The sequence below is a fragment of the Bradyrhizobium sp. USDA 4449 genome (assembly GCF_054056275.1).
In genome coordinates, this window is the sequence record NZ_JBSRYD010000001.1 from 2595035 (window position 1) to 2621636 (window position 26602).

At 61.4% G+C, this 26602-nt stretch carries 30 protein-coding genes and 2 tRNA genes; 18 read left to right on the plus strand and 14 right to left on the minus strand.

Features of this window, described 5'->3' with window-relative positions:
• Positions 1 to 279 precede the first annotated feature (279 nt).
• Positions 280 to 354, minus strand: a tRNA-Thr gene (locus ACVIIW_RS12330).
• 318 nt (positions 355 to 672) lie between these two features.
• On the opposite strand from ACVIIW_RS12330, the gene ACVIIW_RS12335 reads away from it, so the two are divergent.
• From ACVIIW_RS12335 to ACVIIW_RS12390, 12 genes are all read left to right on the plus strand, one after another.
• Positions 673 to 861, plus strand: a complete 189-nt coding sequence (locus tag ACVIIW_RS12335; protein WP_456700992.1) for a hypothetical protein — start codon at positions 673 to 675, stop codon at positions 859 to 861.
• Between the two features lie 26 nt (positions 862 to 887).
• Positions 888 to 2594 (plus strand): FAD-dependent oxidoreductase, encoded by a 1707-nt coding sequence (locus ACVIIW_RS12340; protein WP_456705139.1) that lies wholly within the window; start codon positions 888 to 890, stop codon positions 2592 to 2594.
• A 118-nt stretch (positions 2595 to 2712) separates the two neighbouring features.
• The gene (locus tag ACVIIW_RS12345) at positions 2713 to 3021 is read left to right on the plus strand and encodes an EthD family reductase (protein WP_456700993.1); all 309 of its coding nucleotides are present in this window, start codon (positions 2713 to 2715) and stop codon (positions 3019 to 3021) included.
• 189 nt (positions 3022 to 3210) lie between these two features.
• Positions 3211 to 3720: a hypothetical protein gene (locus tag ACVIIW_RS12350; protein WP_456700994.1), complete on the plus strand. Its 510-nt coding sequence runs from the start codon at positions 3211 to 3213 to the stop codon at positions 3718 to 3720.
• Positions 3721 to 3746: 26 nt separating this feature from the next.
• Positions 3747 to 4571 carry an alpha/beta fold hydrolase gene (locus ACVIIW_RS12355; protein ID WP_456700995.1) on the plus strand — a complete coding sequence of 275 codons (825 nt, stop codon included), beginning with the start codon at positions 3747 to 3749 and terminating at the stop codon, positions 4569 to 4571.
• A gap of 292 nt (positions 4572 to 4863) precedes the next feature.
• Positions 4864 to 5313, plus strand: a complete 450-nt coding sequence (locus ACVIIW_RS12360; protein WP_456700996.1) for a DUF2948 family protein — start codon at positions 4864 to 4866, stop codon at positions 5311 to 5313.
• A 144-nt stretch (positions 5314 to 5457) separates the two neighbouring features.
• On the plus strand, positions 5458 to 6753 hold the full coding sequence (gene hisD, locus ACVIIW_RS12365) for a histidinol dehydrogenase (RefSeq protein WP_456700997.1): 1296 nt from the start codon (positions 5458 to 5460) through the stop codon (positions 6751 to 6753).
• Positions 6750 to 7247 (plus strand): UPF0262 family protein, encoded by a 498-nt coding sequence (locus ACVIIW_RS12370; protein ID WP_456700998.1) that lies wholly within the window; start codon positions 6750 to 6752, stop codon positions 7245 to 7247. Before hisD ends, ACVIIW_RS12370 begins: the two co-directional genes overlap by 4 nt.
• A gap of 6 nt (positions 7248 to 7253) precedes the next feature.
• Positions 7254 to 7721 carry an arsenate-mycothiol transferase ArsC gene (locus tag ACVIIW_RS12375; RefSeq protein ID WP_456700999.1) on the plus strand — a complete coding sequence of 156 codons (468 nt, stop codon included), beginning with the start codon at positions 7254 to 7256 and terminating at the stop codon, positions 7719 to 7721.
• Positions 7722 to 7877: 156 nt separating this feature from the next.
• Entirely contained in the window at positions 7878 to 8507 is a 630-nt protein-coding gene (locus tag ACVIIW_RS12380; protein ID WP_028151428.1) for a Maf-like protein, read from the plus strand.
• 116 nt (positions 8508 to 8623) lie between these two features.
• Positions 8624 to 8806, plus strand: a complete 183-nt coding sequence (gene yacG / locus ACVIIW_RS12385; RefSeq protein ID WP_456701000.1) for a DNA gyrase inhibitor YacG — start codon at positions 8624 to 8626, stop codon at positions 8804 to 8806.
• Positions 8807 to 8969: 163 nt separating this feature from the next.
• A tRNA-Phe gene (locus ACVIIW_RS12390) sits at positions 8970 to 9045 on the plus strand.
• Between the two features lie 528 nt (positions 9046 to 9573).
• Here ACVIIW_RS12390 and ACVIIW_RS12395 read toward each other — a convergent pair.
• From ACVIIW_RS12395 to ACVIIW_RS12435, 9 genes are all read right to left on the minus strand, one after another.
• Positions 9574 to 10434: a fumarylacetoacetate hydrolase family protein gene (locus ACVIIW_RS12395; protein WP_456701001.1), complete on the minus strand. Its 861-nt coding sequence runs from the start codon at positions 10432 to 10434 to the stop codon at positions 9574 to 9576.
• Positions 10435 to 10549: 115 nt separating this feature from the next.
• Positions 10550 to 11536, minus strand: a complete 987-nt coding sequence (locus tag ACVIIW_RS12400; RefSeq protein ID WP_456701002.1) for a VOC family protein — start codon at positions 11534 to 11536, stop codon at positions 10550 to 10552.
• 65 nt (positions 11537 to 11601) lie between these two features.
• A complete protein-coding gene (locus ACVIIW_RS12405; protein WP_456701003.1) occupies positions 11602 to 12213 on the minus strand; it encodes a glutathione S-transferase family protein in 612 nt (203 codons plus the stop codon).
• Between the two features lie 11 nt (positions 12214 to 12224).
• Positions 12225 to 13037 carry an ABC transporter permease gene (locus tag ACVIIW_RS12410; RefSeq protein WP_456701004.1) on the minus strand — a complete coding sequence of 271 codons (813 nt, stop codon included), beginning with the start codon at positions 13035 to 13037 and terminating at the stop codon, positions 12225 to 12227.
• Positions 13037 to 13834 (minus strand): ABC transporter ATP-binding protein, encoded by a 798-nt coding sequence (locus ACVIIW_RS12415; protein ID WP_456701005.1) that lies wholly within the window; start codon positions 13832 to 13834, stop codon positions 13037 to 13039. The genes ACVIIW_RS12410 and ACVIIW_RS12415 overlap by 1 nt, the downstream gene beginning before the upstream one ends.
• Positions 13831 to 14607, minus strand: a complete 777-nt coding sequence (locus tag ACVIIW_RS12420; RefSeq protein WP_456701006.1) for an ABC transporter permease — start codon at positions 14605 to 14607, stop codon at positions 13831 to 13833. Before ACVIIW_RS12420 ends, ACVIIW_RS12415 begins: the two co-directional genes overlap by 4 nt.
• Positions 14608 to 14627: 20 nt before the next feature.
• Positions 14628 to 15650, minus strand: coding sequence for an ABC transporter substrate-binding protein (locus ACVIIW_RS12425; RefSeq protein ID WP_456701007.1), 1023 nt, complete (start codon positions 15648 to 15650; stop codon positions 14628 to 14630).
• A gap of 48 nt (positions 15651 to 15698) precedes the next feature.
• Positions 15699 to 17417 (minus strand): FAD-dependent monooxygenase, encoded by a 1719-nt coding sequence (locus ACVIIW_RS12430; protein WP_456701008.1) that lies wholly within the window; start codon positions 17415 to 17417, stop codon positions 15699 to 15701.
• Between the two features lie 129 nt (positions 17418 to 17546).
• The gene (locus tag ACVIIW_RS12435; RefSeq protein WP_456701009.1) at positions 17547 to 18155 is read right to left on the minus strand and encodes a TetR/AcrR family transcriptional regulator; all 609 of its coding nucleotides are present in this window, start codon (positions 18153 to 18155) and stop codon (positions 17547 to 17549) included.
• A 493-nt stretch (positions 18156 to 18648) separates the two neighbouring features.
• Here ACVIIW_RS12435 and ACVIIW_RS12440 point away from each other — a divergent pair, with 493 nt between their 5' ends.
• Positions 18649 to 18894 (plus strand): Arm DNA-binding domain-containing protein, encoded by a 246-nt coding sequence (locus ACVIIW_RS12440; RefSeq protein ID WP_456701010.1) that lies wholly within the window; start codon positions 18649 to 18651, stop codon positions 18892 to 18894.
• Positions 18895 to 18934: 40 nt separating this feature from the next.
• On the opposite strand, the gene ACVIIW_RS12445 is transcribed toward ACVIIW_RS12440, so the two are convergent.
• Both ACVIIW_RS12445 and ACVIIW_RS12450 read right to left on the minus strand, forming a co-directional pair.
• Positions 18935 to 19402 (minus strand): hypothetical protein, encoded by a 468-nt coding sequence (locus tag ACVIIW_RS12445; RefSeq protein WP_456701011.1) that lies wholly within the window; start codon positions 19400 to 19402, stop codon positions 18935 to 18937.
• A 611-nt stretch (positions 19403 to 20013) separates the two neighbouring features.
• Positions 20014 to 21564, minus strand: a complete 1551-nt coding sequence (locus ACVIIW_RS12450) for a winged helix-turn-helix domain-containing protein (RefSeq protein WP_456701012.1) — start codon at positions 21562 to 21564, stop codon at positions 20014 to 20016.
• Between the two features lie 160 nt (positions 21565 to 21724).
• On the opposite strand from ACVIIW_RS12450, the gene ACVIIW_RS12455 reads away from it, so the two are divergent.
• Positions 21725 to 22021, plus strand: a complete 297-nt coding sequence (locus ACVIIW_RS12455) for a DUF1127 domain-containing protein (protein ID WP_456701013.1) — start codon at positions 21725 to 21727, stop codon at positions 22019 to 22021.
• A gap of 128 nt (positions 22022 to 22149) precedes the next feature.
• Here ACVIIW_RS12455 and ACVIIW_RS12460 read toward each other — a convergent pair whose 3' ends face one another.
• Entirely contained in the window at positions 22150 to 23136 is a 987-nt protein-coding gene (locus ACVIIW_RS12460) for an ABC transporter substrate-binding protein (RefSeq protein ID WP_456701014.1), read from the minus strand.
• A 224-nt stretch (positions 23137 to 23360) separates the two neighbouring features.
• Between ACVIIW_RS12460 and ACVIIW_RS12465 the strand changes: the two genes are divergently transcribed.
• The 4 genes from ACVIIW_RS12465 to ACVIIW_RS12480 all read left to right on the plus strand — a co-directional run bounded on the left by ACVIIW_RS12465 (position 23361) and on the right by ACVIIW_RS12480 (position 25699).
• Positions 23361 to 24116 carry a carbonic anhydrase gene (locus ACVIIW_RS12465; RefSeq protein WP_456701015.1) on the plus strand — a complete coding sequence of 252 codons (756 nt, stop codon included), beginning with the start codon at positions 23361 to 23363 and terminating at the stop codon, positions 24114 to 24116.
• 64 nt (positions 24117 to 24180) lie between these two features.
• A complete protein-coding gene (locus tag ACVIIW_RS12470) occupies positions 24181 to 24444 on the plus strand; it encodes a GlsB/YeaQ/YmgE family stress response membrane protein (RefSeq protein WP_456701016.1) in 264 nt (87 codons plus the stop codon).
• 134 nt (positions 24445 to 24578) lie between these two features.
• On the plus strand, positions 24579 to 24935 hold the full coding sequence (locus tag ACVIIW_RS12475; protein WP_456701017.1) for an acyl dehydratase: 357 nt from the start codon (positions 24579 to 24581) through the stop codon (positions 24933 to 24935).
• A gap of 302 nt (positions 24936 to 25237) precedes the next feature.
• On the plus strand, positions 25238 to 25699 hold the full coding sequence (locus ACVIIW_RS12480) for a MaoC/PaaZ C-terminal domain-containing protein (protein WP_456701018.1): 462 nt from the start codon (positions 25238 to 25240) through the stop codon (positions 25697 to 25699).
• A gap of 249 nt (positions 25700 to 25948) precedes the next feature.
• On the opposite strand, the gene ACVIIW_RS12485 is transcribed toward ACVIIW_RS12480, so the two are convergent.
• Positions 25949 to 26302 (minus strand): DsrE family protein, encoded by a 354-nt coding sequence (locus ACVIIW_RS12485; RefSeq protein WP_074120546.1) that lies wholly within the window; start codon positions 26300 to 26302, stop codon positions 25949 to 25951.
• Between the last annotated feature and the right edge of the window lie 300 nt (positions 26303 to 26602).

Sequence of the window (26602 nt, forward strand, 5' to 3'; positions counted from 1 at the left end):
GAATTCCGTGAGGCGACGGTGACAACAAGAATTCGTCGCCGGGGAGAGCACGGCATAAGCCGTCCGACCATCGCGCAGGGAAGGCCGAGTGTTCGGCGTCACCTGTATGCTGCTGTGCGGTTTCCTTGCGCTACATTGTCGCGCAGCGGACCGCGGGTGCCCGTCGGCACCTGGTCTTCCCTGCGCCCTTGTGTCCGCAGGAGGGCAATTGAGACGTGCAAAACTCGGGCGTTCGGTGCCGCGAGAATGCCGATCCGTGCGTATTTCCAGAAGATGAAATGGTGCTGCCAGACAGGATTGAACTGTCGACCTCTCCATTACCAATGGAGTGCTCTACCACTGAGCTACGGCAGCAATGCTGGGATAAGAATCGGCCCGCCACGGGGGCCTTCCAAGCGGGCCGATATCTGCCACAGGCCTCCCCGCTGTGCAAGCTTGCAAGGACGGTCAAAACGAGAAATCGGGGCAATATCGGGGATTATACGGCCGTTTGGGGCTCGAAACGCCCGACTTTCCGGCGATTTTTGTTCCGCTTCCCCCGACCAACTGGCCAGTTGGCCGCCGCGCCGGATTCGCGCCATTTTGGGTTTCGCAACCACCCCGGACCGCGCCGGCCTCTTGAGCTGCCGCAATCCCTGGGCAAGGTATCGCGGACCGTTGTAGGAATCCGTGATGGCTGACCAGACCGACAAGAGCGCAAGACAGGCGAGGGGGGCGCGGGACGACCGCCTGAAATCGGCGTTGCGGGAAAATTTGAAGCGACGCAAGGCCCAGGCGCGCGAACGCGCCGCGACCGCCGACCCCTCGCAGGACGACGATGGCTCCTCGACTGAGGGGACCGTCGGCAAGGCCGGGACATAGAATTTCTTGGAATGGATGGACAGGCCATGGGGCAGAACGAGCAGGATCAAACCGACAGAAGCGCGATGATGTCGCGTTTCACCCGCCCCGAGCAGACCTTCCCGGCGCTGACGCCGGCCGAGATCGAGCGCATCAGGAATTTCGGCGAGCTCCGCACTTATGAAGACGGTGAGCTGTTGTTCGAGACCGGCAAGCCGGGGCCGGGCATGTTCGTCGTGCTCAGGGGTCACGTCGCCATCACCCAGCGCGACGGGCTCGGACATGTCACGCCCTTGATCGACCAGGGGCCGGGGCAATTCCTGGCCGAGCTCGGCCAACTCTCGGGTCGTCCGGCGCTGGTCGACGGCCGCGCCGAAGGCGATGTCGAGACGTTGCTATTGCCGCCGGAGCGCCTGCGCGCGCTGCTGGTTGCCGAGGCCGAACTCGGCGAGCGCATCATGCGCGCCCTGATCCTTCGCCGGGTCAATCTGCTTCAGGCCGGCGTCGGCGGAGTCGTGTTGATCGGCCCGTCGCATTCGGCCGGCGTGGTGCGCTTGCAGGGTTTCCTCACCCGCAACGGCCAGCCGCATCATCTGCTCGATCCCGAGCGCGACCGCGATGCCGCCGAGATGATCGCGCGCTATTCGCCCAAGTCCGAAGATTGGCCGCTGGTCGTCACGCCCGACGGCGCGGTGCTGCGCAATCCTGGGGAGACCGAGCTTGCGCGCGCGATCGGCATGATCGGCGGCCCGCGCAATGATCGCATCTATGACGTCGCGATCGTCGGCTGCGGACCGGCCGGGCTTGCGACCGCCGTGTATGCTGCCTCCGAGGGGCTCTCGGTCGCCGTGCTCGATATCAGAGCGTTCGGCGGCCAGGCCGGCGCCAGCGCGCGCATCGAAAATTATCTGGGCTTTCCGACCGGCATTTCCGGCCTGGCCCTCACGGCGCGCGCGTTCAACCAGGCGCAAAAGTTCGGCGCCGACATCATGATTCCCGTCACGGTGAAGTCGCTCGACTGCTCGCGCAAGGACGGCGCGTTTGCCGTTGCGCTCGACGGCAGCGAACCCTTGCGGTCGCGCGCGGTGGTGGTCGCAAGCGGCGCCCGCTATCGGCGGCCCGACATCGAGAACCTCGACAAGTTCGAGGGGCGCGGTGTGTGGTATTGGGCTTCCCCGGTCGAAGCCAAACTGTGCGCCGGCGAGGAGGTGGCGCTGGTCGGCGCCGGCAATTCGGCCGGGCAGGCGGCGGTGTTCCTCTCGGGTCACGCCAAACGCGTCCTGATGATCGTCCGCGGCGGCGGCCTCGGGGCCAGCATGTCGCGCTATCTCATCGAGCGCATCGAAGCGACGCCGAACATCGAGCTGCTGTTCAACACCGAGATCTCGGCGCTCGAAGGCGACGAGGCTTCGCTGCTGCGGCGCATCCGCTTGAAGAGCCGCTTGTCTGACGACGAAGAAACCGTCGACGTCAAGAATCTCTTCCTGTTCGTCGGCGCCGAGCCCGCCACCGGCTGGCTCGATGGCTGCGGGGTCGCGCTCGATCGCGGCGGGTTTGTCGTGACAGGCGCGCAGTCCGATCTGAATCAGGGCCGGCTGGTGGCGCCGCTCGAGACGTCAGTCCCCGGCGTCTACGCCGTCGGCGATGTCCGCTCCGGCTCGGTCAAGCGCGTCGGCGGCGCCATTGGCGAGGGCGCGCAGGTGGTGGCCTCCCTGCACGGCTATCTCGGGGACGCCGCAAAACCGGCGCTTTAGCCACGAATGATACGAGCGCACGGCAACTTGAATGCGACTTGCCATCTTGCCGTGTCGCACGGACTATGGACGCGCCGTGACCAATCGCGCGAATACAAAGATTGATATGGGAGGACAAATGGCTGAAATCGTCGTGCTCTACAAAACGCCCAAGGATGTCGACGCCTTCGACAAGTACTATGCCGAGACGCACATTCCGCTCGCAAAGAAACTTCCGGGCCTGAGGAAATACGCCGTCAGCAAGGGACCCGTCAGCTCCCCCGCCGGCCCTTCCGGGATCCACCTCGTGGCCATCCTCACCTTCGATAGCGTGGCTGACATCCAGGCCGCATTCGGCAGCCCGGAAGGCAAGGCCACCGGCGCCGACGTGCCGAAATTCGCCAGCGGCGGTGCCGACCTCTTGATCTTCGACACCAAGGAAGTGTGAAGCCGAGATCAGCTTTCGCCAAAAGCTGCCGTCGTTTGTGACAGCGGTGCAAAAAATTCAGCCATGCGTTTTCAACTCGCACGAACACGCATGGCTGCACGCGCTTGTGTGATGCTATTGCAGATGGTAATCCTATGAGGGGCGTAATATCAATCTCCAGATCTCGATGCAGAGAGTAGGAGAGACGCCATGGTCCTCGGGCTGAGCCTTCCCGCCTTCACACTGGTCCACGTCATCATCAGCCTGATCGGTATCGCCGCCGGCCTCGTCGTGATGTTCGGCCTGCTCGGCTCGAAGCCGATGCCGGGCCTCACCGCGATCTTCCTGCTCTTCACCATCCTGACCAATGCGACCGGTTTCCTGTTTCCGTTCAAGGAACTGCTGCCCTCCTACATCATCGCCGGCATCTCCCTGGTGCTGCTCGCGATCGCGTGCATCGCGCTGTACGGCATGAAGCTCAGGGGCGTCTGGCGGCCGGTCTACATCGTGACTGCGATGATCTCGCTCTACTTCAACGTCTTCGTCCTGGTCATCCAGTCGTTCCTGAAGATACCGGCGCTGGCCGCGCTCGCGCCGGCTGTGCCACCGGCGCCGCCGTCAGGCCCGGTCTTCGCCGTGGTGCAGGGTCTCGTGCTGATGTTCTTCGTGCTGGTGACCATCGGCGCCTGGCGCCGCTACAGGCCGATGGCGTTCGCCTGATCGCATCTCGCTGAAGGAGTCCTTGAATGCCCACCATCACAACCAAAGACGGCGTCGAGATTTTCTACAAGGATTGGGGCTCGGGCCAGCCGATCGTGTTCAGCCATGGCTGGCCGCTGTCGTCGGACGATTGGGACGCGCAGATGATGTTCTTCGTCACCCGCGGCTATCGTGTCATCGCCCATGACCGGCGTGGCCATGGCCGCTCGGCGCAGGTGGGCGACGGGCACGACATGGATCATTACGCCGACGATCTCGCCGCGCTGACCGCGCATCTCGACCTCAAGGAAGCGCTCCATGTCGGCCATTCCACCGGCGGCGGCGAGGTCGTGCACTACATCGCGCGCCACGGCGAGTCGCGCATAGCGAAAGCGGCGATCATCTCCGCGGTGCCGCCGCTGATGGTGCAGACCGAAGCCAATCCCGGCGGTCTGCCGAAGAGCGTGTTCGACGGCTTTCAGGCTGCGCTCGCCGCAGGCCGCTCGGCCTTCTACCGCGATATCGCCGCCGGCCCGTTCTACGGCTACAACCGTCCCGGTGCAAAACCGTCGGAAGCGGTGATCCAGAACTGGTGGCGCCAGGGCATGATGGGCGGCGCGAAGGCGCATTACGACGGCATCGTGGCGTTCTCGCAGACGGATTTCACCGAGGATCTGAAGAAGATCAACGTGCCGGTGCTGGTGATGCATGGTGACGACGATCAGGTCGTGCCCTACGCCGATTCCGCGCCGCTGTCGGCCAAGCTGCTCAAGAACGGCACGCTGAAAACCTACAAGGGCTTTCCACACGGCATGCCGACCACGGAAGCCGAAACCATCAACGCGGATCTGCTCGCGTTCTTCAAGGCGTGAGGCGCGCTGCCGCATGGCATCCGCTCAAAGAGGACCGGGGCGCGGGCGCTCGATGTCGTGACCTCGCCGCTGGTCGGTTCTGCGCCGGGTCTCGCCGGGGCTCCTAAGCTCGACGGTGCAGATGGGGTTCGCCACGATCCATGTCGCCGGGGTCGGCTATCCCGGGAAGGTGTTGCAGATGAGGGATACCAATAGGCTCTAGTTCGTGGTCCGCGGGGCCGCCAGTTTGCGAGGAAATTTCGGCAGTCCCGCGCGTTGTGTCCGGTCCGCCTCCGCAGGAGAAGTGTCGGTGATGTCTCCCCAGCTCAAATTGATCGCGCTCGATGCCGACGATCTCGCCGTGATCTCCACCCATGTGCAGGACGCCCGCATCCAGCCGTCGGATATCATCTGGCGGCAGGGTGAGAAGCGCCTCGTGGTCGGCATGAGCCGGCTGGACTGGGAGCAGACGCTGGATGGCGAGGCCGAGCCGCGCCGGCTGGTTTCGGCGCTTCGCTTCGACCGCGTGCTCGCCTGCAAATCGCGCAACATCGATCTCGCCGCGCCCGAGGCGGTCCTCGACCTCGTCGGCATCGAATTTCATCCCCAGGATGGCCGCGACGAGGAGCCCGGCGGCAGCGCGCTCCTGCTATTCGCCCAGGGCGGCGCCATCAGGCTCGACGTCGAGTGCCTGGAATGCGAGCTGACCGACCTCGGGGCGGACGACCTGGGAACGGGGCCGGGGATCGAGCAGGATGGGTGAGCCGGCTGTATACCAGCCGAACCGGCTCGGCCCGTCGTCGGAACGATAGCTGCCAAGGGTTGACGCAGCTGCCCTGCCGCGCCATTGAGCAGGGGGGCCGGTGAGCCAATCCGCCCCAGTGATCAGCCGGAAGCCAACCCAAGAATGCCCGTTCGTCTCGACCGCAGCAGTGCCGATTTTGACCAGCGATTCCAGGCGTTCCTCGCTGCCAAGCGCGAGGTCTCGGCCGATGTCGAGGCCGCCGCGCGCGCGATCGTCGACGACGTCGCCAGGCGGGGCGATGTCGCCCTGCTCGAGGCCACGGAAAAGTTCGACCGGCTGACGCTCGATGCATCCGGTCTTCGCGTCTCGGCCGTCGAGATCGAAGCCGCGACAAAGGCCTGCGATACCGCAACACTGGATGCGCTCGAGCTCGCGCGCGACCGCATCGAGACCTATCATCGTCGACAGCTGCCGAAGGACGAGCGCTTCACTGACCCGCTCGGTGTCGAGCTCGGCTGGCGCTACACCGCAATCGAATCCGCCGGCCTCTACGTGCCCGGCGGCACGGCGGCGTATCCGTCCTCTGTGCTGATGAATGCGGTGCCGGCCAAGGTCGCAGGCGTGTCGCGCCTCGTGATGGTGGTGCCTTCGCCCGACGGCAAGCTCAACCCGCTGGTGCTCGCCGCCGCGCATCTCGGCGGCGTCACCGAGATCTACCGCGTCGGCGGTGCGCAGGCCGTGGCCGCGCTGGCTTACGGCACTGCGACGATCGCGCCGGTCGTCAAGATCGTTGGTCCCGGCAATGCCTATGTCGCCGCCGCCAAGCGGCTGGTGTTCGGTAAGGTCGGCATCGACATGATCGCTGGCCCCTCCGAGGTGCTGGTGATCGCCGACGACACTGGTAACGCCGACTGGATCGCCGCTGATTTGCTGGCGCAGGCCGAGCACGATGCCAGCGCGCAATCGATCCTGATTACCGACTCGGCGCGACTCGCCGCCGATGTCGAGAAGGCGGTCGAAGCGCAGCTGAAGACGCTGCCGCGCGCTGCGATCGCCGGCAAGTCGTGGGCCGAGTTCGGCGCGATCATCATGGTGAAGATCCTGGCCGATGCCGTTCCCTTGGCCGATGCAATCGCCGCCGAACATCTCGAGATCATGACCAGTGATCCCGACGCGCTCGCCGCAAAAATCCGCAACGCCGGCGCTGTCTTCCTCGGGGCGCATACGCCGGAGGCGATCGGCGATTATGTTGGCGGCTCCAACCATGTGCTGCCGACGGCGCGCTCGGCGCGATTTTCCTCAGGCCTGGGGGTCGCCGATTTCATGAAGCGCACGTCGATTCTGAAATGCGGCCCGGACCAGCTGCGTGCGCTGGGACCTGCCGCGATGACGCTCGGACAAGCGGAGGGGCTGGATGCCCATTCGCGCTCGGTTGGATTGCGCCTCAATCTGTCATGACAAAGCCGCCCGAACAGGACGACTCGACCAATCGCATCGTCGCGGTCACCCTCGACGAGGACTCGATCGGCCGTTCGGGGCCCGACATCGAGCATGAGCGCGCGATCGCGATCTACGATCTGATCGAGCAGAATTTCTTTGCGCCCGAAGGCGCCGACGGCAACGGTCCGTTCACGCTGCATATCGGCATCACCGGCAGCCGGCTGATGTTCGACATCCGCCGCGAGGACGGCACGCCCGTTGTCGCGCATCTGCTGTCGCTGACGCCGTTCCGGCGGATCGTGAAGGACTATTTCATGATCTGCGACAGCTATTACCAGGCGATCCGCACGGCGAGCCCTGATAAGATCGAGGCCATCGACATGGGCCGCCGCGGCATCCACGACGAGGGATCGCGCACGCTGCAGGAGCGGCTGAAGGGCAAGGTGCGGGTCGATTTCGAGACCTCGCGCCGGCTATTCACGCTCATCACCGTCCTTCATTGGAAGGGCTAGGCGCGGATGGCTGCGCCCCCACGCGCACGCGATCCACAATCGGTGCTGTTCGCCTGCGCGATGAACAGCGTGCGCTCTCCGATGGCCGCGAGCCTGCTCCAGCACATGTTTCCGCAAGGCCTCTACGTGAAATCGGCCGGTGCGAGAAAAGGCGAGCTCGATCCGTTCGCGATCGCCGTGATGGCCGAGCTCGGCCAAGACATCTCCGGCCACAAGCCGCAGAGCTTCGAGGAACTCGAGGATTGGGAGGGCCTGAACTTCGACCTCATCATCACGCTCTCGCCGGAGGCGCACCACAAGGCGCTGGAGCTGACGCGGACGCTGGCTGCCGATGTCGAATATTGGCCGACGCACGATCCGACCACGATGGAGGGCAGCCGCGACCAGAAGCTCGCCGCCTATCGCGAGGTCTGCGACCAGCTTTTGATGCGCATCCGCCGGCGGTTCGCGAAGGTGGGCGCGGCGAGCGGGTAGTGGGCGGTGCCCGTAACACCCGCGTCACAGATGACGGGCACACGCATGTCGGGCCGCTCGAATCAGCAAAATCCGAGTTCCCGGTTGTGAAATCAGCCCCCTTCCGATAGGTTCCGCGCGCAATTCACCCCCTGCCTCGTCCCCAAAAATCACCTGATGCTAGGCCGCCCCAAATTCGTTCTTGCCTCCGGTTCGCCGCGGCGCCTGTCGCTGCTCAACCAGGCCGGCATCGAGCCCGACGCGCTCCGGCCGGCCGATGTCGACGAGACGCCGAAGCGGGGCGAACTGCCGCGCGCCTGCGCCAACCGCCTGGCGCGGGCCAAGGCCGATGCGGCGCTCAAATCGGTGCAGCTGGACGACGAACTGCGCGGCGCCTTCATTCTCTCGGCCGACACGGTGGTCGCGGTCGGCCGCCGCATCCTGCCCAAGGCCAATCTGGTGGACGAGGCCGCGCAGTGCCTGCGGCTGCTGTCGGGCCGCAACCATCGCGTCTACACCGCGATCTGCCTGGTGACGCCGCGCGAGGCGTTCCGCCAGCGCCTGGTCGAAACCCGCGTCCGCTTCAAGCGCCTCTCGGAGGACGACATCCAGGCCTATATCGGCTCCGGCGAATGGCGCGGCAAAGCCGGCGGCTATGCCGTGCAGGGTATCGCCGGCTCGTTCGTGGTGAAGATGGTGGGGTCCTACAGCAACGTCGTCGGCCTGCCGCTGTACGAGACCACGACGCTGCTCGGCGGCGAAGGCTTTCCGATTCGCTTCGGCTGGCTCAACGCCACCGCGATCTGACGAAAACAACCCCATGCACAGTAGAGCCGGCCGGCGAGGCGCATGCGCCTGTTCCGGAGGAACCCGTTTGCCGAGAGGCGCTTGAGCCTCGTCAGCTCGTGTAGACTGCCGCCATCATGAACGACCAAGCCAAAAAGCCCTCCGGCCCGCTCAAATCCTGCCCGATCTGCGGCAAGCCGCAGGTACAGGCCACCCGTCCGTTCTGCTCGTCGCGCTGCCGCGACGTCGATCTGAATCGCTGGCTGAAAGGCTCCTACGTCATCCCCGGTCGGGACGATGAGGTCGATGACGTCGAATAACAAGTAATATCAACGTCTTGTCCGAATGTCCGGCAGGCCGCCCCAGCTTGTGCACAGCCGGGCCGACTGCTTCGAAGCCGACCGCGCAGCGTGGGTAGACAGGCCGCCGCGAGCCCACTATAAACCGCCCGCTCGATGGGCTTTGGCCCCTCTCGTGGAGCACGCCCAGGTAGCTCAGTTGGTAGAGCATGCGACTGAAAATCGCAGTGTCGGTGGTTCGATTCCGCCCCTGGGCACCAAATCCACGATCTTGTGCGCCAGGCTACGATGTTATGCGATAGCCGCGCGTGGGCGCCTGTAAGACATGCGACATCGTTGTGCTTCACCCCCAAAGTTTCACAATCTCGTACGCCGAGTGCGACACGGCGTGGCCGGCTAACCGACTTTTCCTCGCGCTCTGTTAACGGCAGACCAGCGCCGCTCGATGCGGTTGTGCGGAACGTTCTTGCCGCAGGCGACGATGCGTCCGGATGCCTCCAGACCGGGGACTGGATTTGGTTCGCGCGTCGGGCCGGCGATGGACATCATGCCGATTGATACCGACCGCAACGACCTTGATCAGCACGTGTCGGCGCCAAGCGTCGGAATTGGCCAATCCGGGACCAGATGCAATACGTCCGGCCCGCCGGCGGCTGCAATAACAACCGCTCTTTGATGTCTGGGGATAATGCCTTCTTCAACCATGGATCAAGATTCACGTCAGCCTGGGTCGCAATGAAGTTCTCGCACAGTTGCGATCGAACGAAATGGGCCCCGTCTTCGAGCCTCTACGCTGCTTCAGGGACTACCCCGTTTCTGAGCACGCCGATACCACTGACTTCCACCTCGACGACGTCGCCCGGCTTCATCCACAGCGGGGGTGTCCGCTTGGCTCCGACGCCCCCGGGAGTTCCAGTGACGATGACGTCTCCCGGCACCAGTGGCAAGATCGTCGAAATGTACTCGATCAGGCGTGGTATGCCCGTGATCATCAGATCGGTCGTCGTATGTTGCACCACCTGGCCGTTCAACCTCGTTTCGAGGGTAAGCCGCGAGGGATCGGGAATTTCATCAGTGGTTACCATCCACGGACCAAAGCTGCCGCTTTGGTCGAACGTCTTCCCCGCAAAGAACTGACTCGTGTGGCGTTGCCAGTCGCGGATGCTGCCTTCGTTGTAGCAAGAGTATCCCGCGACATGCTCCAGCGCCCGCTGCGCGGTGATATGGCGTCCGCCCAAACCGATGATCACGGCGAGTTCACCTTCGAAATCGAACGAATTGCTGACCTTGGGTCTGACCAAGGGCTGAAGATGCCCGGTCTGGCTTGCCGGATATCGGACGAACAGCACGGGGAATTCCGTCGCAGTTCGTCCGGTCTCCGCGACGTGATCGTGATAGTTCAACCCGACGCAGATGATCTTTTCCGGATCTGGGATGACCGGAGCGAACACGACGTCTTCGACGTTCAGGTCGCTCCTGGTTTCCCCCGCAATCTTCCGCGCTGTATCGAGCATACCCCTTGCGAGCAGCGCCCGCAGTGTCGGCGCTCCCTGGGCGGCAAGTCGTCCGCCGAGATCCATCACGCCATCATGACGCATCACGCCGTAGCTGGCTCGACCATCAGGAGTCGAGAAGGACATGAGTTTCACGAGAATTCCCCCTATGAGCAGGTTGTTCAAACACGCGCCGGTGCAGCGGCCTTGCTGAGGACCGCCGCGCAATTCGCCGAATATCTCGTCGACGCGATTGCGCCCGCCATCGTAGCTATTCCTGGCTTACCACCGGCTCTTGCGCCACGACCGAGGCGAGCCAGGCGCAGTTCGGATCCGGGACCCTCACGCCGCGGGCTGCAGCATCTAGTCGCATGTTGCGCATGCGAACCCGCTGCTCCTCCGGAAGGTGCAGTCGCTCATGCCCCCATAGACTGGGCCCGTCAAAGGTTTCGAAAGGTTGCCATGTCCCGGGATCGATCACTTGCGCGCCCCAACCGTACTCCACGAAGAAGTCAGACGGCGAGTGAGCATAGAATGATGTCATGTGATCGTTTGTGTGCCGACCGAGCGTATAGGCTATCCGCCCCTCTTCGAGCTGGGCGAGATCATAGCCTTGCCCCACATCATCGAAGCTCTGCATCTCGACCATGAAGTGGTGGAAACTGCGTTTGCCCGAGCCGACCATGGCAAAGCTATGGTGACGGCCGTTGATATGCAGGAAGTAGAGCGGGTAGGGCGACAGACCGTAGTCCGTAATGCGGAAGCCCAATAGATCGCGATAGAACGGCAACAGATCGTCCACCGTGGCGACGTTCATCACGACGTGCCCCATTCCGAGAGGGCCGGTTTTGAAGCCCGAGATGGGCCGGCCTGGCTTGAACGGGTCGGGTGAAATCTCCTGTCCATGAAACACTTCCACCCGGTGCCCGCCCGGATCCCGAAATGCGATGAGGTCCGCGACACGGCGCTCATCCGCAAGCGCACGCGTCCCCTTGGAAACAGCCACGCCGGCGTTATCCAGGCGAGCGGCCAACTCCTCGAGATCCGCTTTGCTTTCGGCCTCCCAACCAAGAAAGCCCAGACCATCATTCTCGGCGCCGGTCACGACGAGCCTTTGCTGTCGATCGTCCATGCGAAACGCCCGAACCTTCGAGGCTGCATCGACCTTCTGCATCCCGAGCAGCCGTGTTGCGAAGCCCTCCCAGTCCTCAAGCTTGGTCGATTCGACGCCAACGTAGCCCAATGATTTGATTGCCATGACCGTTTCCTCCGCCGTTTTCCAGATCGATGCGTCGCCTGCTTGTCCGCGCCAGCGTCGCTCGCCTAAAGGGCTATGCCTTCTGCTGCGAACACACGTTGCGCGGAAGGCCGAGATTTGAATTCGCTCCACCGAGCGGCGCACGCCGGCGGGACGTCGAGCTTGAGACGCTCGCAAGCCCAAAAAAGAATGTAGAAGAGCGCACCATCCGCGAATGTTGGCCCTGTGTTCTGTCGCAGGTGACGATTGACGACGAGAAACCCTTCCTGGATGATCTCCCGGCCACGCGCCCGTGTCGCCTCATGATCCGCTTCAGCCATCGCAAACTTGTCCGGACGAAACGCGCGCGAGAAGCCCTGCATGTGGATGGTCGAAACGATGAACTCGGCCACCTCACTTGCGCTCAGAAGCGTCTCCGGATCAGACGGCATCAGGCCCGCCGAAGGCATCTGTTCTGCAAGATATCTCGCGATCACGGGGAATTCGGTGAGCACCGACCCGTCTGCACGTTCGAGCGCCGGTACCTTGCGCTTCGGATTGACCGCCGTGTACCAGGCCTGAAAATTCTCACCGTTGCGGATATCGACCCTCCGCAGTTCGAAATCGCACCCGATTTCATGCAGCAGATAGTGAATGCCGATCGAGCAGGCGCCGGGCGCAAAGTAGAGCTTCATCATTTGACTCCCGATTAATGTAGAACGACATCCTGGTCGACGGGACGCCAGGCAAGACAGCGCCGCTGCAAAGCCATCAGCACTGCGTCAGACGCGAAGACGATGAGTAGTATCAAGGTTATGCCAGCATAGACGCCCGCAATGTCCGCAGAATTGTAGGATTGCTCGATGTAATGACCAACACCGTTCTCCGCAGCGAGAAACTCGCCGACAAGGGCAGCATTGATCGCCCACGGAAGCGCGGCCCGCAGCGCCGTCCACACGAACGGCTGGACGCTATTCCAGATCACCTCGCGCGCCACTTCGATCTTGCTTGCGCCGAAGATCGATACCGTTTGTACGAGGTTCGAGCCGATGGATCGTATTCCAGCCGCTGTTGCGACAAATACTAGGAAGAAGGTCATCAACGCAACGAGCACGATTTTCGATCCAAGACCAATGCCGAACCACAGGATGAGGATGGGACTCAGCGCCAGCTTAGGAATACCGACAGCGGCTCGGGCGAACGGCTCGACGACCGCCTGAAGCCGCTGGGATAGTTGGACAAGAAAGGGAAGGACAACACCGAGACCCGCTCCCAACGTGAGCCCTATGCCGGCCTCCGCTGCCGTCGTCGCCATCATCGGGAATATTTCGCGATTCGAGATTAGCTCCATGATCCTTTGGAGGGTGGCTTGCGGCGTCGCAACAAGCGTGGGATATGACCGCGCGGCTACAAGCCACATGCCAACCATCACGACGGCGACTGCTGTTCGCGCGATGACCAGCGGCGACGGAACGATCGCCGGTTGTGGCTCTCCTGCCGAGATGATTGACGAATTCGGCATCAAACTTGCGCCCTTATCCGATTAAACAAGCCCGGAAACTGCGGCGCGGTCACGATGCTATCGAGGGCTCGCGGCCGCGGGATGTCGATGACGTGTTCGCCACGGACGCAAGCGGGCGACTTCGTCAGCGTGATGGTCCGGTCTCCAAGGGCGATCGCCTCATTGATGTCGTGGGTGACGAACAGGATGGTCTTCTCTCCTCGTTGCCACAATTTGACGAGATCCGACTGAATATGGAGCCGAGATTCGGCGTCGAGCGCTCCGAATGGCTCGTCCATCAGGATGACCGGCGGATCGTAGGCCAGCGTCCTGATGATGGACGCGCGCTTGCGCATGCCGCCGGAAAGTTGGTGAGGGTAGTAGCCTTCGAAGCCCCCGAGCCCCACCGTCTCGATCAACTCATCGACGCGCGTCCTGGTCTCGCTGTTGAGCCGACCTTGGACGACGAGCGGATACTCGACATTCTCCCGCAGGGTCCGCCAGGGCAAGAGATTATCGTCCTGCATCACGTATCCGATGCGACCGCCGCATCCCGGAGACGGCTTGCTGCGGCTCGAGTCACTGATGACTTCGCCGCGAAACAATATCTCTCCTTTCGAAGGAATATCGATCTGGGCGATCATGTTAAGCAACGTCGATTTGCCGGAGCCTGAGGGTCCGATGAGCGTGACAAACTCACCTTCGTAAAGCGCAAACGACATGCCCTCTACGACCCAGCGAATGCCGTCTTTGCTCTGCCCTTGGAAGCGTTTGCCAAGGTTGCAAACATCCAGGAGCGGCTTGCCGTTCAGTCTCATGAGACCCTTCCCGAAGTGATGCCTTTGGAATGAGAACCCTTCCAAGCCAACAGGCGGTCGTGCAACCGATCGATCCCGACGTTGGTCACGGCTACGACCAGCGCGAGGGCTGTTACCGCGGCGAGTGCGCCTGTTACCTCGAAATTTCCTGCGGAAAATTGCACCAGGTAACCCAAGCCCCGGTTCGAGGAGATCAGTTCGGCAATCGCCGCTCCGCCGATTGAAAGAGGTAACGTCACCTGCACCGCCTGAAAAATAAACGGCAGAGCAGAAGGCCAGACGATGGTGCGCAACAGCTGAGCTTCACTCGCGCCCGCAACCTTCGCCATCCGGAGCAGGCGAGGATCGACTCCCCGAACGCCCTCCATGGTGCTGAAAAACACAAGGAAGAAGCTGACGCTCGCGACGAGGGCAACCTTGCTCCAGATGCCGATTCCAAACCATATGATGAAGAGGGGAATGAATGCGACCTTCGGCAACCCGTATCCGATCAAGATGAAGGGGTCGAGCACCGCCGTCACGAATGGCCGCTTCCGCAGCACGAACGGAAGTGCCAACCCCGGCAATCCGCCGATGACGAATCCGAGGACGGCGGCCAGCAGCGTATAGCCGGCATTCGCACCCAGGACCCCGTTGAGCGACCAGCGATACAGCTGCTGCGAAACGAGAAGCGGCGAGCTGATCGACTCCGCCCCGGTCCAGGCGCTTGCGGCCTGCCAAATAAGCAGCAGCATGGCTCCGAATGCGATTCGATCGAAGGTTGCTCTATTCATGGGTTCGATCCCGCTGCCCTCTACGGGGTGAACGCCGTGAGATAGAGTTCTGCCTCGGGAGGCAGTTTGGCGTCGGCGGGAACGATTCCGCTGATCCGATCGAAGGCGATGACGTTGTCCAGCATGGCGCTCGTCAGCTTCATGTCCGGCTGAGCGAACGGGGCAAACACTTCGTAGGAGGCCTTCAGGATATCCGGCTCCATCTTGTCGAACGATTTGCCGAGCGCCTCCAGACTCGCAGAACGGTCCGATTTCATCAACGCGATTGCATCCTTCAGAGCCGCCACGAAGCCCTGACAGCGCACCGTTTCGGCATCGCAGTAGCCCGGCCGAACCAGAACGACGTTGTAAGGAAAGGGCTTCAACTCGGGGAGCGACACCTCTGGCCCGGACAGCCATCGAATGCCGCCTTCTTTGACGGCCAACAGAGAGAAGGGAGGCGAGAACACCATCGCGTCGATCGTGCCGGCCTTGAGCGCCGCGACCATCGCGGGCGGCTGTAGCGCGGTGATCGTGAAATCAGTTTCCGGGTTCATTCCCGCCTTGATCGCGACGAACCGCAGGAAACTGTGGGGCAGACCATTGATGGCATCGACCCCGATGGTCAGTCCCTTCAAGGCACGGATTTTCACCATTGCGTCGGCGTTGGGCGCCATTTCCAGCTTTTTGGCTATGGCGTCGCGGATCACGATATCCGTCGTGAAGCGATCCTGTGTATTGGCTATCGCGACGAGCTTCTGATTTCGCGCCGCGGCCGCAATCTGGATGCCTCCCGAGATCAACGAGAAGTCCGCGCTCTTGCCGAGCATCGCGTTGATGACGCCGGGACCGGCGACATAGATGACCTTCGGCTCGATCCCATGCTGGCGAAAGAAACCACGCTCCTGTGCGATGTAGAGCGGCGCGAACAGGAGGGACTGAGCCGGCAAGGCAATCGTTGTCGGGACCGGCGATTGTGCGAGCGCCTGCGATCCGTGCAGGGCGCCCAGAGCGAACATCGCAAGACTGAATGCACGTCCTGCGCAACAGATTCCTTTGGTCATGAAGTCTCTCCCTGCTATTTTTGTTTGTTTGATCGGTCTGCATTGTTCTCAAGCGGCGGACGGCTCCTCGGCGCTTCTAGCGTCCGGTCCGGCCAAGGCCGTTCTCAGAGCGCGGTCGATGAATTTCGCTGGATCGGGTACTGCGTGAGAGCTGCGCGCGGCGACATAGCCGTCGGGTCTGATCAGGACCATCCCGCGCGGACCGATGCCGTAGGATTGAACAAAGGAACCGTCTTGAGCGATGTAGTCGCCGTCCGAGCCGATGCTGCAGCAGTGCCCTGGAACACGAAGCTCTGCGGACACCTCGGCAAAGGCGCGTTGCCAATCGTCCCCGTCGGGAGTCGTTAGCATCAGGAAGGACCCGGCACCGGCAAGATCGATGGTCGACAATTTGCCGTTTGGCCCTTGCAGCCAGAGATGGGGTGCGCGGTGCCCCGGACGGGCAACCGGTTCGTAATGCTCGATGCGGAAGGGCGGAGCCGACGTTCCGTCAGGCGATAGCCATCGGGAAGAATAGGCGTGACCGAATGTCTGGCCTATGTAGTCAAAGTGCTCGCGAAGGCTCGGGATCACTTCCCGGATGTGACGCTCCGCTGCCGCCGAATCCGGGCCCTCGAGCATCTTGGCGATCGGGCTGTCGTGCGTTGCCATCCCGGACAGACCACTCTCCGCCATCTTCATTGCGTTGTGAACGCTCTGCTCGATATTGGTCTGGGCTACAGGACGGCGCTCATCGTGGTAGCTTTCGAGAAGCGAGGCCGGAGCGTTGCCGCGCAACACGAAGGCCAGTTTCCAGGCCAGATTGTGCACGTCGCCAATGCCAGTGTTCATTCCTTGGCCGCCTGTCGGCGGCAGCGGATGGGCGGCGTCCCCCGCGATGAACACGCGACCTTGGCTGAACTGGTCCGCAAGGCGAGCCTGCATCCTCCACGGCAGGATGCTATGAATCTTCAGCGGGACGTCGTCCGAGCCTATGGCTGCACGGACGATTGCTTCGCAGCGTTCGGTCGTGAACGCATCGACACTTTCCTGGTCCGGATCGAAGGCGAAATTGTACGTCCAACGTCGCCGGCCATCGAGGGCAATGAGCACGCCGCACGTCGTGGCGTTGTAGATCCACCATAAAAGATAAGGCCGCTGTTCGACAAACTCCCATAGGTCGGCCTCGAAATAGATGCCGATCTGTCGGCCGATTCGGCCTCGTCCCGTCATCCCGATGCCGAGATGCTCCCTCACGAAACTGCGCGCACCGTCCGCCGCTATCACGTAGTGCGCGTCGATCATGAGGTCACTGGTCCCCTGCCGACATTCGAGCCGCACACCATCCGGTCGGGACGCGAGGTCTTTGAGCTCGGTGGAGAACAGCACTTTGACGGGCGCGAAGCTTCGCGCAACATCAGCCAAGATAGGCTCGAGCACGTCCTGCGGGCATGAGGTCTTGCGGCTCGGACTGGCGTCCTGATGGGCCTGGTCGCGGTCGGGGATACCCCGCGTGGCCAATACTGCGATATCCGGCGCTGCCAGCCGGGACAGGAACGAAACTCCCGCGTTGCGCTCTGGAGGCAATCCTGCTTTTGCGACGGGCTCTTCGCAACCAATCGATCGCAATATTTCCATCGTGCGCGCGTTGACCACATGGCCCCGCGGATGAGCCGATGTGGACGCGTTCCGCTCGACGAGGATCGTGTTCACGCCCATCGAACCCAGCAAGGCGGCAGCCGTCAGACCAACCGGTCCGGCACCGACAATTGCCACTTCGGTCTCCATGAGACCTCCTCCCGATCGCCCCTTGAATTATTTTTCGTGACCGAGAACCAACCGCAAGTTTGACTAACAGTCAATAATATTTTGACTGACAGTCAATGACGCGGCGCGGGAAGTGCCCTCAACCCTTTGTCAAACCGATGGAAGATTCTTTTCGCCGAGAAGCTCGGCATTGGCGACCGCAAGCGGGAAAAGCCGAAACGCCATCTCGACGATGGCCGGCTTGTTCTTTATCTGGCCCTGAACCCAGGCCAGAACAAGCTCATCGAAATAGCCAAGCCAGGCGCGCGTCGCGACAGCAAGTTCTAGCGAGGGCGCAGTCACGCCATAGAAGCCGAGAACCAGCCGAATTCCGTGGCTGCGCGAACGTTCCCAAATGTCTTGGATTGCCGCAGTCCCACCGCCGCGCGAATGGAAGACGTAATCGACCCGGCGGCGATAGACCTCCTCCATGTGCGCGACCAGGAAGCTGCGGAGCTTTTCTGGTGCCGACCCCGTGAGTGTCGCCTGCACATGAATCCGATCCAGGCGGTCGGCGGCAGCTTGTGAAATTTCCTCGTAAAGTTTGGCCTTCGAGCCAAAGTAGTGGAACGTGAGTCCATGGGCTACCCCCGCTTCGCGGGCAATATCTTCCGCTGAGATCTCGTCGAACGGGCGTTGGGTAAACAGTCTGGTTGCAACTTCAAGGATTCGATCGCGAGCCGGAATGTCGGCGCGTTTCTTCTTTCGTGCAGTGACCACCGGTTCGACTCAGCTATTGAACTGTGACGGCATGAACTAATCATTCAGATTGACTGGGAGTCAACCGGTCCTCAGCGAGCCACGCCGGCCTCAGCCTCAATGACTTAGAAGATGCTCACTGCGTTCGGGACGCAGGGCATCTCCCAGTCAGATCGCAACTTGGACCGAATGTCAGGATCGGTGATTGCGCCTTGCCGATTGAACCTGCTCGCCGACCATTTTGGCTGCTATGAACAATTTGTGTGAATTCGTTGTAGCCATACTAAGCACAAACAGCGGTTCGTCGTGTCGGTGGTTGCGTATGATCCCCTCCCTGGGCACCATACCGGTGTTCGCACCTGTTCGCTGACGTTCGTCGGCGTCTTTTCTGAAAATTCGCTGGCACCGAGCCCGCTTTTGTTCGGCGCTGCCAGCGAGGATACCATGTTGAACGACACCCGCATTCGCAATGCCAAGACCGCGGAGCGCGACTACAAGCTCACCGACTTCGACTGTGCTGGTCTGCAAGAATGGCAGCCGGCTCTGGCGTTTCGCATACCGCTTTGAGGGCAGGCAGAAGCAGATCGCGCTCGCGGCCTACCCGGCCGTGACGCTGGCCGAGGCGCGCGAGCGGCGCGAGGCCGCCCGCAAACAGCTCGCGGCGGGCCAGGACCCGAGCCTGGCGCGCCGGCTCGAAAAGATCGCGCGCGCGGCGGGCGGCAACAGCTTTCGGGACGTGGCTGCCCACGTTGGGTTCTGAAGCGCAGTCCTGGGCACGGTAAAGCGTGAGCCCGCACCTCTCAGATTTCGCAGCCGGATAAATTCAGCGCCTTGCGCAAGCCGCCAAACGCCGCGAGCCTACAGGACACGGTCTCGCTGGCGAGCTTTGAACGGTCGGCAATGGCAGTTTGCTTGATGACGGTTACTTTCTTTGGTTTGGAACGTGCGGCGCCCGCGGCCGTCTTCGAACTGTGACGTTGGTGGGCGATCGGCCTTGAAGGCTCGGGCGAGGGGATACGGGCATCGTTCGGGGGAGCAATAGGCGCTTCGGCCAAAGCAACCTGGATCGGTGTCACGCTGCTCACCGGGGCGACGTCGAGGCGATCGCCTTTGGCCAGTGTGTCAGGCGAGGCAGATGAGCCAGCCTCTGGTGCGACAGGCGACTGGACGATCGCGACCGTGCCGCGCGGGGGAGCTCGCAGTTCGATGACTGACAGGACGCCTACACCCAATACGATGAGGAGACCCAGGAAGCTCGGTCTCAGCATGATGCGCCTCTAACCAAGGTTAGTGCTGTTGAAAAGTCTCCGCTCCAATGAGGCGATCTGTCGGCAGCGGACGTGCGGCGCGCGGATCATTTGCCGACAGGGTTAACGCCGGCGATGATGCTCCAGCAAATTCTGATAGGCCGCCTCGAGCTGGTTCCTGCGCGCAGACGGGACCTGGTTCAGGACACGGCGAATGGCTTCTTGGCGGGAAGGGGCCAACTTCAGCGTAGCTCGTGCGACACCTGCAAGTGGCCCGTACTGGCTCGGACGGAACGGCAAGATCCCATCCCGACGAGATAGCCGGGGCGCATCGTCGGGATTGCGACGAGCAAGGTACCGGTACCACTTAATTGGCAATATGCCCGCGCTCGTTTGTCGAAGGCAGCAAGCTAGAGCCTTGGCGCAATCACACGGCGGCCTTCTCACCGATACGTCGGCTCCGAGCCAAAAAACACGAAGAACTTGGGTTGTGCAAATCGGGTCCGCTTAGGCACGATGAGCGGACCTGCGTCAGGCGCGGCCCAACTTCGCAGATGGGCCAATTGCGGACTCATGCACCACAGCACAAAGGAACTCTATTTGATCGCCTCGTCGGTGCCAGCGAGCACGGTTCATTCGGGCAGCCCCGCTTTCCGCAGCCCCTCCGCCAACAGCCTCGCATTTGATTGCCTGCCCCGACCGATCCTTGCGGGTATTGTGAAGGCGGGATCGATCTCAAGCAGACGCGCCGTCGCATCATGTACCTCAGCGTGACGCCCGAGATGGGCGCAAGCCGACGCGAGGCACATGTAAGCTGCCGAATAGGAGGAGTTCTGACGTAGGGCCTTCTTCCCCGCGGCGATGGCCTCATCAAAGCGACGAAGCTCAATAAAGGCCACCCCCATCCCGGTAAACAACAGGTGTAGCAGCGGGTCTACCGGGCTTACGCGGATGGCGCGTTCAAAGTTCCGGACCGCCTCCTCTGGCACCCCCGCTATTATGTGGACCCAACCTCTGTTGTGCCATACGTTAAATGAGTTTGGGTTGAGCGCGACCGCCCGGTCTGCCATTTCGACCGCACTTTCACAATCGCCTGTCAAGAACGCAAAGGCTCCGCAAGCGAATGCTAACGTTTCTGGATCGCTATCGTCGAGGCTCAATGCCAAGCGAAGAAGCCGAATTGCTTCCGTGCGCCCTAATCGACGATCGATCGCATAACCTAAAACGACGCTGTTGAAGTGACAGGCACCTGCCAGAGCAGCAACAAGGCCGAACCGAGCGTCTAGCTCCAAAGCGCGATCAGCCAGCCGTATCGCCTCGGCCAACCCTTCGCGGGTCATCAAATAGAACTGCTGTGTGGCTCGGAGATAAAAATCATATGCGGTGAGGTTCTCTGGTCGCCGTCGCGTCGCTATTTCAATTTCTGTTTGAAGCAATTTTGGCTGAATGGCCGAGACGACGGCGACCGTGACTTCGTCCTGGAGCACGAACACGTCTGTTAGGTCACGCTCGAACCTGTCCGCCCAGATGTGAGCGCCCGTCACCGCATTGATCAACTGTCCGCTGATGCGAACTTTCCCCGATGCCTTGCGAACTGAGCCCTCAAGGACATAGCGCACGCCCAGCCTGCGTCCGACCTCCTTGATATCGACGGGTTTGCCTTTGAAGGTGAAGCTCGAATTGCGGGCGATCACGAACAACCACTTGAACCGCGAAAGCGCCGTGGTGATCTCCTCGACCATCCCGTCCGCGAAATACTCCTGCTCGGGGTCGCCGCTCAGGTTCTCGAACGGCAGCACGGCGATGGAGGGCTTGTCAGGAACCGCAAGAACGCTCTCGAACGCATCGCCTGGATTGGGGCCCGCAGCTTCTCGCGCCTCCCGCACCTGTCCGACGAAACGGAATCCCTTGCGCGGTAACGTCTTGATCAGGCGCTGCTCCTCCCCGGAATCGCCGATTGCGCTTCGGGCGACATTCAGCCGGGTCGTCAGTGCTGCATCCGAAACGTTGCGCCCATTCCAGACGGCATTGATGAGCTCGTCCTTAGTGACAACGCGCTCCCTGTTGCGGATCAGGTAGTCAAGCAGATCGAACACCTGTGGTGCGATGGAGACGACGTCCGCCCCGCGTTGCAGCTCGCGCCGGTCAGTGTCGAATGCATACTCCTCGAAGAGATAACGCAAGATGCGAATCCCCTTGGATGAGGGCGCCCAGATAACCGGGCTGGAAATCGCAAGAATAAGCTGCCGGTGAGGAAAATGTAAGTTGCCGGTCAAGCGTGCCCCGCCGATCTCGTGGCACCCTTGGTGTCGGTTGAAAAACACCGTCCCAGGAGACACTGCAATGAGCACGACGCACAGCACACCATGGTTGGAACGGACATCCGTATCGACCCGGCGTCTCTCCAGCTTCATCTGGAAATATTGGGATGCCTTTCAGGAGCGCCGCGAACGCCAAAAATTGCGCGCCATCTTGTCCGACTTAAGTGACACGGAGCTGACGGACATCGGCACCACGCGCGGCGAGATCGACTACGTCGCCTCGCACCGAGGTATCGACCCGCGAGGCATCCGATCCGGCGAATGGCTGCGATACCTGCCAACGGCGGACGGCCAAATTGGGCCCACCGACTTCCGATAAGGGTCAACAGCGCCGTTTCGAACAGCGCCGGAGCGCTTCCGGTTTACCCCCGGCTCCGGACATTTCGTTGAGATGCGCCAACGGAAGCGATGGGCCATGAGGAGACCTGAGCGGGTCAAGCAAATCCCTTATTCGATCACCTCGTCGGCACCGGCAAGCAGCGTGGGCGGAATGGTGAGCCTGAGAGCCCTTGCAGCCTTGAGGTTGATCACCAGATCGAGCTTCGTCAGTTGCTGCACCGGCAGGTCGGCCGGCTTCTCACCCTTGAGGATGCGGCCTGTGTAGCCTCCAGCGATACGATAGGCGTCAGAAGAGTTCGGCCCATAGCTCATGAGACCGCCACCAAGCGCCATTTCTCGGTATTGGTATATGGCGGGCACCGCATGACGGGTCGCAAGTGCAATGATTTGATCGCGTGCAGAGAGAAAAAGCGTGTCCGCACTGACCAAGAGTGCGCCTGCCCGCTCCTCTGCAAGTCTAGCGAATACGGTTTCGAGATCACTGACGCGTGCTGCATTCAATACGAGTAGACGCACACCCAAGATACGTGCCGCATTCGACAGTTCGTTTAATTCGTCGCCGGCGAAAGCGAGGTTGGTTGGATTTATCAGAGCTGCAATCGGATCGGCTGCCGGGACAACTTCATGCAGCACCTGGAGCTTCTTGGCGGCGACCGCGAGTGCAAGGATGGTAGCGCCGGTAAGGTTGCCGCCCGGCTTAGCGAGGCTCGCCACGAGGCCTTTTTCGACCGGATTGGTGCCGACAATAAAAACGACGGGGATTGTCTGCGTTGCGGCCTTGGCGGCGAGTGCGCAAGTTGTACTGAACAACGCGGCAATCACAGCAACCTGTCGATGAACCAAATCGGCGGCCAAGGCGGGCAGCAGATCGTAGCGATCCTCCGCCCAACGGTATTCAATCTTTACATTTCGACCGTCGGCGAAGCCCATTCGTGCGAGGCCGCTGTGAAAAACGGCCATATCCGCGCGCCTTGACTCAGTGTCGGGCGTACTGTGCATAATTCCGATCACCGGCACGGTTGGTTGCGGGCGCGCCGCGAGCGGCCACGCAGTCGCCGCGCTCCCGACCAGCGTCATGAAATGGCGTCGTCTCATGCGCTCCTCCTCCAGGCGAGACCAAACACGCTACCACATCGTTAAATGAGAGCCACATTTTGCATCACAAAAAAAGCTGAGCGGCCGCTGACTGTTCGGGGTCAACTGCGAAGAACTCAAGTTGAGCAATCTGGCCCGCTCTGCCGCGGCCTTTAGCGGACTTGATCTAGATCAACGGAGTCCGCGCACTGTAGCGTAATCAGCCGACATTGCGGGAGCCAGCAATGGATCGTCGGCATATCTTGAAAATGTTGGGTGGCCTGAGCCTCTGTCCGCTCTGCACCCCGGCCGGTTTCGCTGCCGAACAGCATTGGAGTTACGAGGGAGAGGCCGGCCCTGACAAATGGGGCAGCCGCGAGGACGCGGACAAAGCATGCTCGATCGGCAGCCAGCAATCGCCTATCGACATCAGTGACGCAATCACTGCCCGACAGCCGTTGCTCAAGTTGAGCTGGGATAAGCGTCGCGACACCATCGTTAACAACGGCCACACCATCCAGCTCGGATTCCCGGAGGGCGGCACGCTTGCAATGGACCGCCGCAAATACGCGCTGAAGCAATTCCACTTCCATCATCCGAGCGAACACCTTGTCGAAGGCAAGCGCTTCGACATGGAAGCACATTTCGTCCACGCCTTGGATGACCGGCTCGCAGTCGTTGGTGTGCTCCTGGTTCCCGGCAGATCGAACCAAGTATTCAAAAAGATCATCTCGACGATGCCTGCGGAAGAAGGTGCGCCCGTCGCCGCTGACCCGGCCATTGATCCCAATCGTTTGTTACCCGCGCAGCGAACTTATTTCCATTACGAGGGATCGCTCACCACACCGCCATGCAGCGAGACGGTCGACTGGATCGTGCTAAAGCATCCTGTCGAGGTCGATGCGGACGACATCGCGCGCTTCGCCAAGCTCTATCCGATGAATGCGCGGCCCGTGCAAAAACGTGACCGCCGTTTCATTCTGAGTTCAGGCCCGCGGTGAAGATGCCGCTTCGAGCACAGCATCGAGCTGTATCCAAGATCATGTATGAAACGGGAGGCATGAGATGGGTATCCTTTGGACGATTATCATCGGCTTCATCGTTGGGGTGATTGCCAAGTTTATCATGCCCGGCGATAAGACAGAGCCGAAGGGGTTTATTTTGACGGCAATTCTGGGAATCGTGGGCGCATTCGTTGCGACTTTCCTTGGTCAGTCCGTCGGATGGTACGCGCCCGGAGAGTCCGCAGGCATATTGGGCGCCGTGGTGGGAGCTGTCATCGTCCTCTTCATATATGGCCTTGTCGTGGGACGGCAGCGCGCGACGTGATGGCGGCGCAGGGCACGACTGCGTCAGGCGCGGCCCAACTGCGCAGATGGGCCAGACGTCCTGACATCGGGCGGCATTGAGACTAGGGTGCCCCTGACTGCATTCAATTTGGTCAGCCCGTGAAGGATCGACCGATGGCCCGCCGCCTGCATTTTGAAGACGCCGAAGTCGGTTATTCGATTTTGGGAGGGCTAACCGCATCGGTGGCCCACACTTTTGCAATCTATATTTCGCTCACGACGAAGCTCCGACCCCTCCATGGCCTCGCTGGAATGGGATACGATGAGGTACGGCTACCGAATCCTGTGCGCCCCGGCGATGAACTTTATCTCGAAGCGATCATTCTCGAAAAAAGAGTATCGAAGTCGAAACCTGGTTGCGGGATCGTGCGCAACCAAATCCGACTGCGCAATCAAAGAAACGAAATTGTCTTCCAGTGTATGGCCAGTCTTCTCGTTGCTCGACGACCGGATCCGAGAGCATCGACCTAAGCCATGGTCGCTGTGTCGTTTGTCTGCTTCGGGTTAATCGCGACGGTTTTAGCCCGGTCTAGGTCAGGTGCGGTCCTACCCCGGACAGCCGACATGTGCTAGATCGTGGGATGCGGCAGCGATGGACCAACAGGACGAGAGGTGAGGTGCCACCGACGCTGAGTGCATGTTCACGCTCGGATTTCTACATTAAATTCGTGCGACCGCAGCCGCCCCTTGGCATGCGGGGCAGGACCGATCGTCCTGGCCAATTACGGTCCGTTTCGGAGTGATACTCTCGTGTTTTTGCCGGAGGCAATGCAATGACCCACATGTATTTTGAAGACGCTGCAGTCGGTTCTATCAGAAGGTCTGGTCCTTATGTGGTCTCGAAGCACGAGATTATTCAGTTCGCGAAGCAGTATGACCCGCTGCCCCGTCACATCGATGAGGAGGCTGCGTCAGGCTCCATTTTTGGAGGATTAACTGCCTCAGGTGGCCACACCTTTGCGGTCTTTCTCTTGCTTAGGACCAAACTCCAACCTCGGCTCCACGTGCTCGTCGGAATGGGTTGGGATGAGCTGAGGCTGCCGAACGCGGTGCGCCCGGGCGACGAACTCGACCTTGAGGTCACCGTTCTGGACAAGCGCGAGTCGAAGTCAAAACCCGATCGGGGCATCATGCGCGACCAAGCGCGGTTGCGTAATCGCAAAGGCGAAATTGTCTTGCAATGCATCAGCAACATCCTCGTTGCAAAGCGACCTGACGCGAAGGGATCGGCGTAAGCCGTTCAACAAGGTGCTGTCGGTTAGTGTCGCTCCGATGTCTCTTGTGGGTCAAAGGCAGCCTCGGTGGCCAGCACGCCCTTAGTCGGGTCATCTCTCGGAAGCGGACATCGCCGCGCTCCGGCCTGAGGTCAGCCACGGGCCAACAGGTGACATTCGCGAAATGAAGGAGACCGCCAACTCCATCACCCGGTTCATCGCCGAATACTTGCGGTCTTCACCTTGATCCAATGCTCGCAGGGCGATCTTCTAGAAATTGACCACTCGCGAGTCCGGCTGCTTGGCTGCGGCGTGGAACTCGTTCATCCCAGCAAGCTTCACCCGTTTGTCGAGCGCTGATGCCGCTAGACCGCGCGCCTCTACGCAAGGCTTGCACACCATCAACGTCACATTGGGATGCGCTGCGATCTCCTCGTACCGGTTCGGTGGCCCGACCGGGACGAGCTTCGCGCCCACGCCCTCGATTGCTGTGAATACGGCATCGGCGAATAGCATCAGCGTGACGCTGTCGCCGCTCTGCACCGCGGACGTAGCGAAGATAAATGGCAGCATTGCCCGAGTTGGATCAGTCGGACCATATGTGGCGGAGATAGCGAAATGCATCTTTGTCTCCTATCCTAGTTCCCGCGCTCCGGCGGTCTGCACGACTGGAGTTAAGCAATTTGAGGCGGATTGGGCTTGATCAGCGTCAACAGACGTTCTTCGGGATTTCCATCCGAACGACTCCATCACTCTTGTCATCGCCGGATGCTTGCAGTTCTTCACCTGGAGCCAGCGCTTCGACCGGCCAGCGTGATAGGGCTGGTCGCGGCAGCCTCTCGCTGGCGCCTGCCGACAGTTGCACGGGTGAATTTCCCGCCGCCACTTTCGACAGGGTCCATCGGGCTATCAGCCTAGGACATT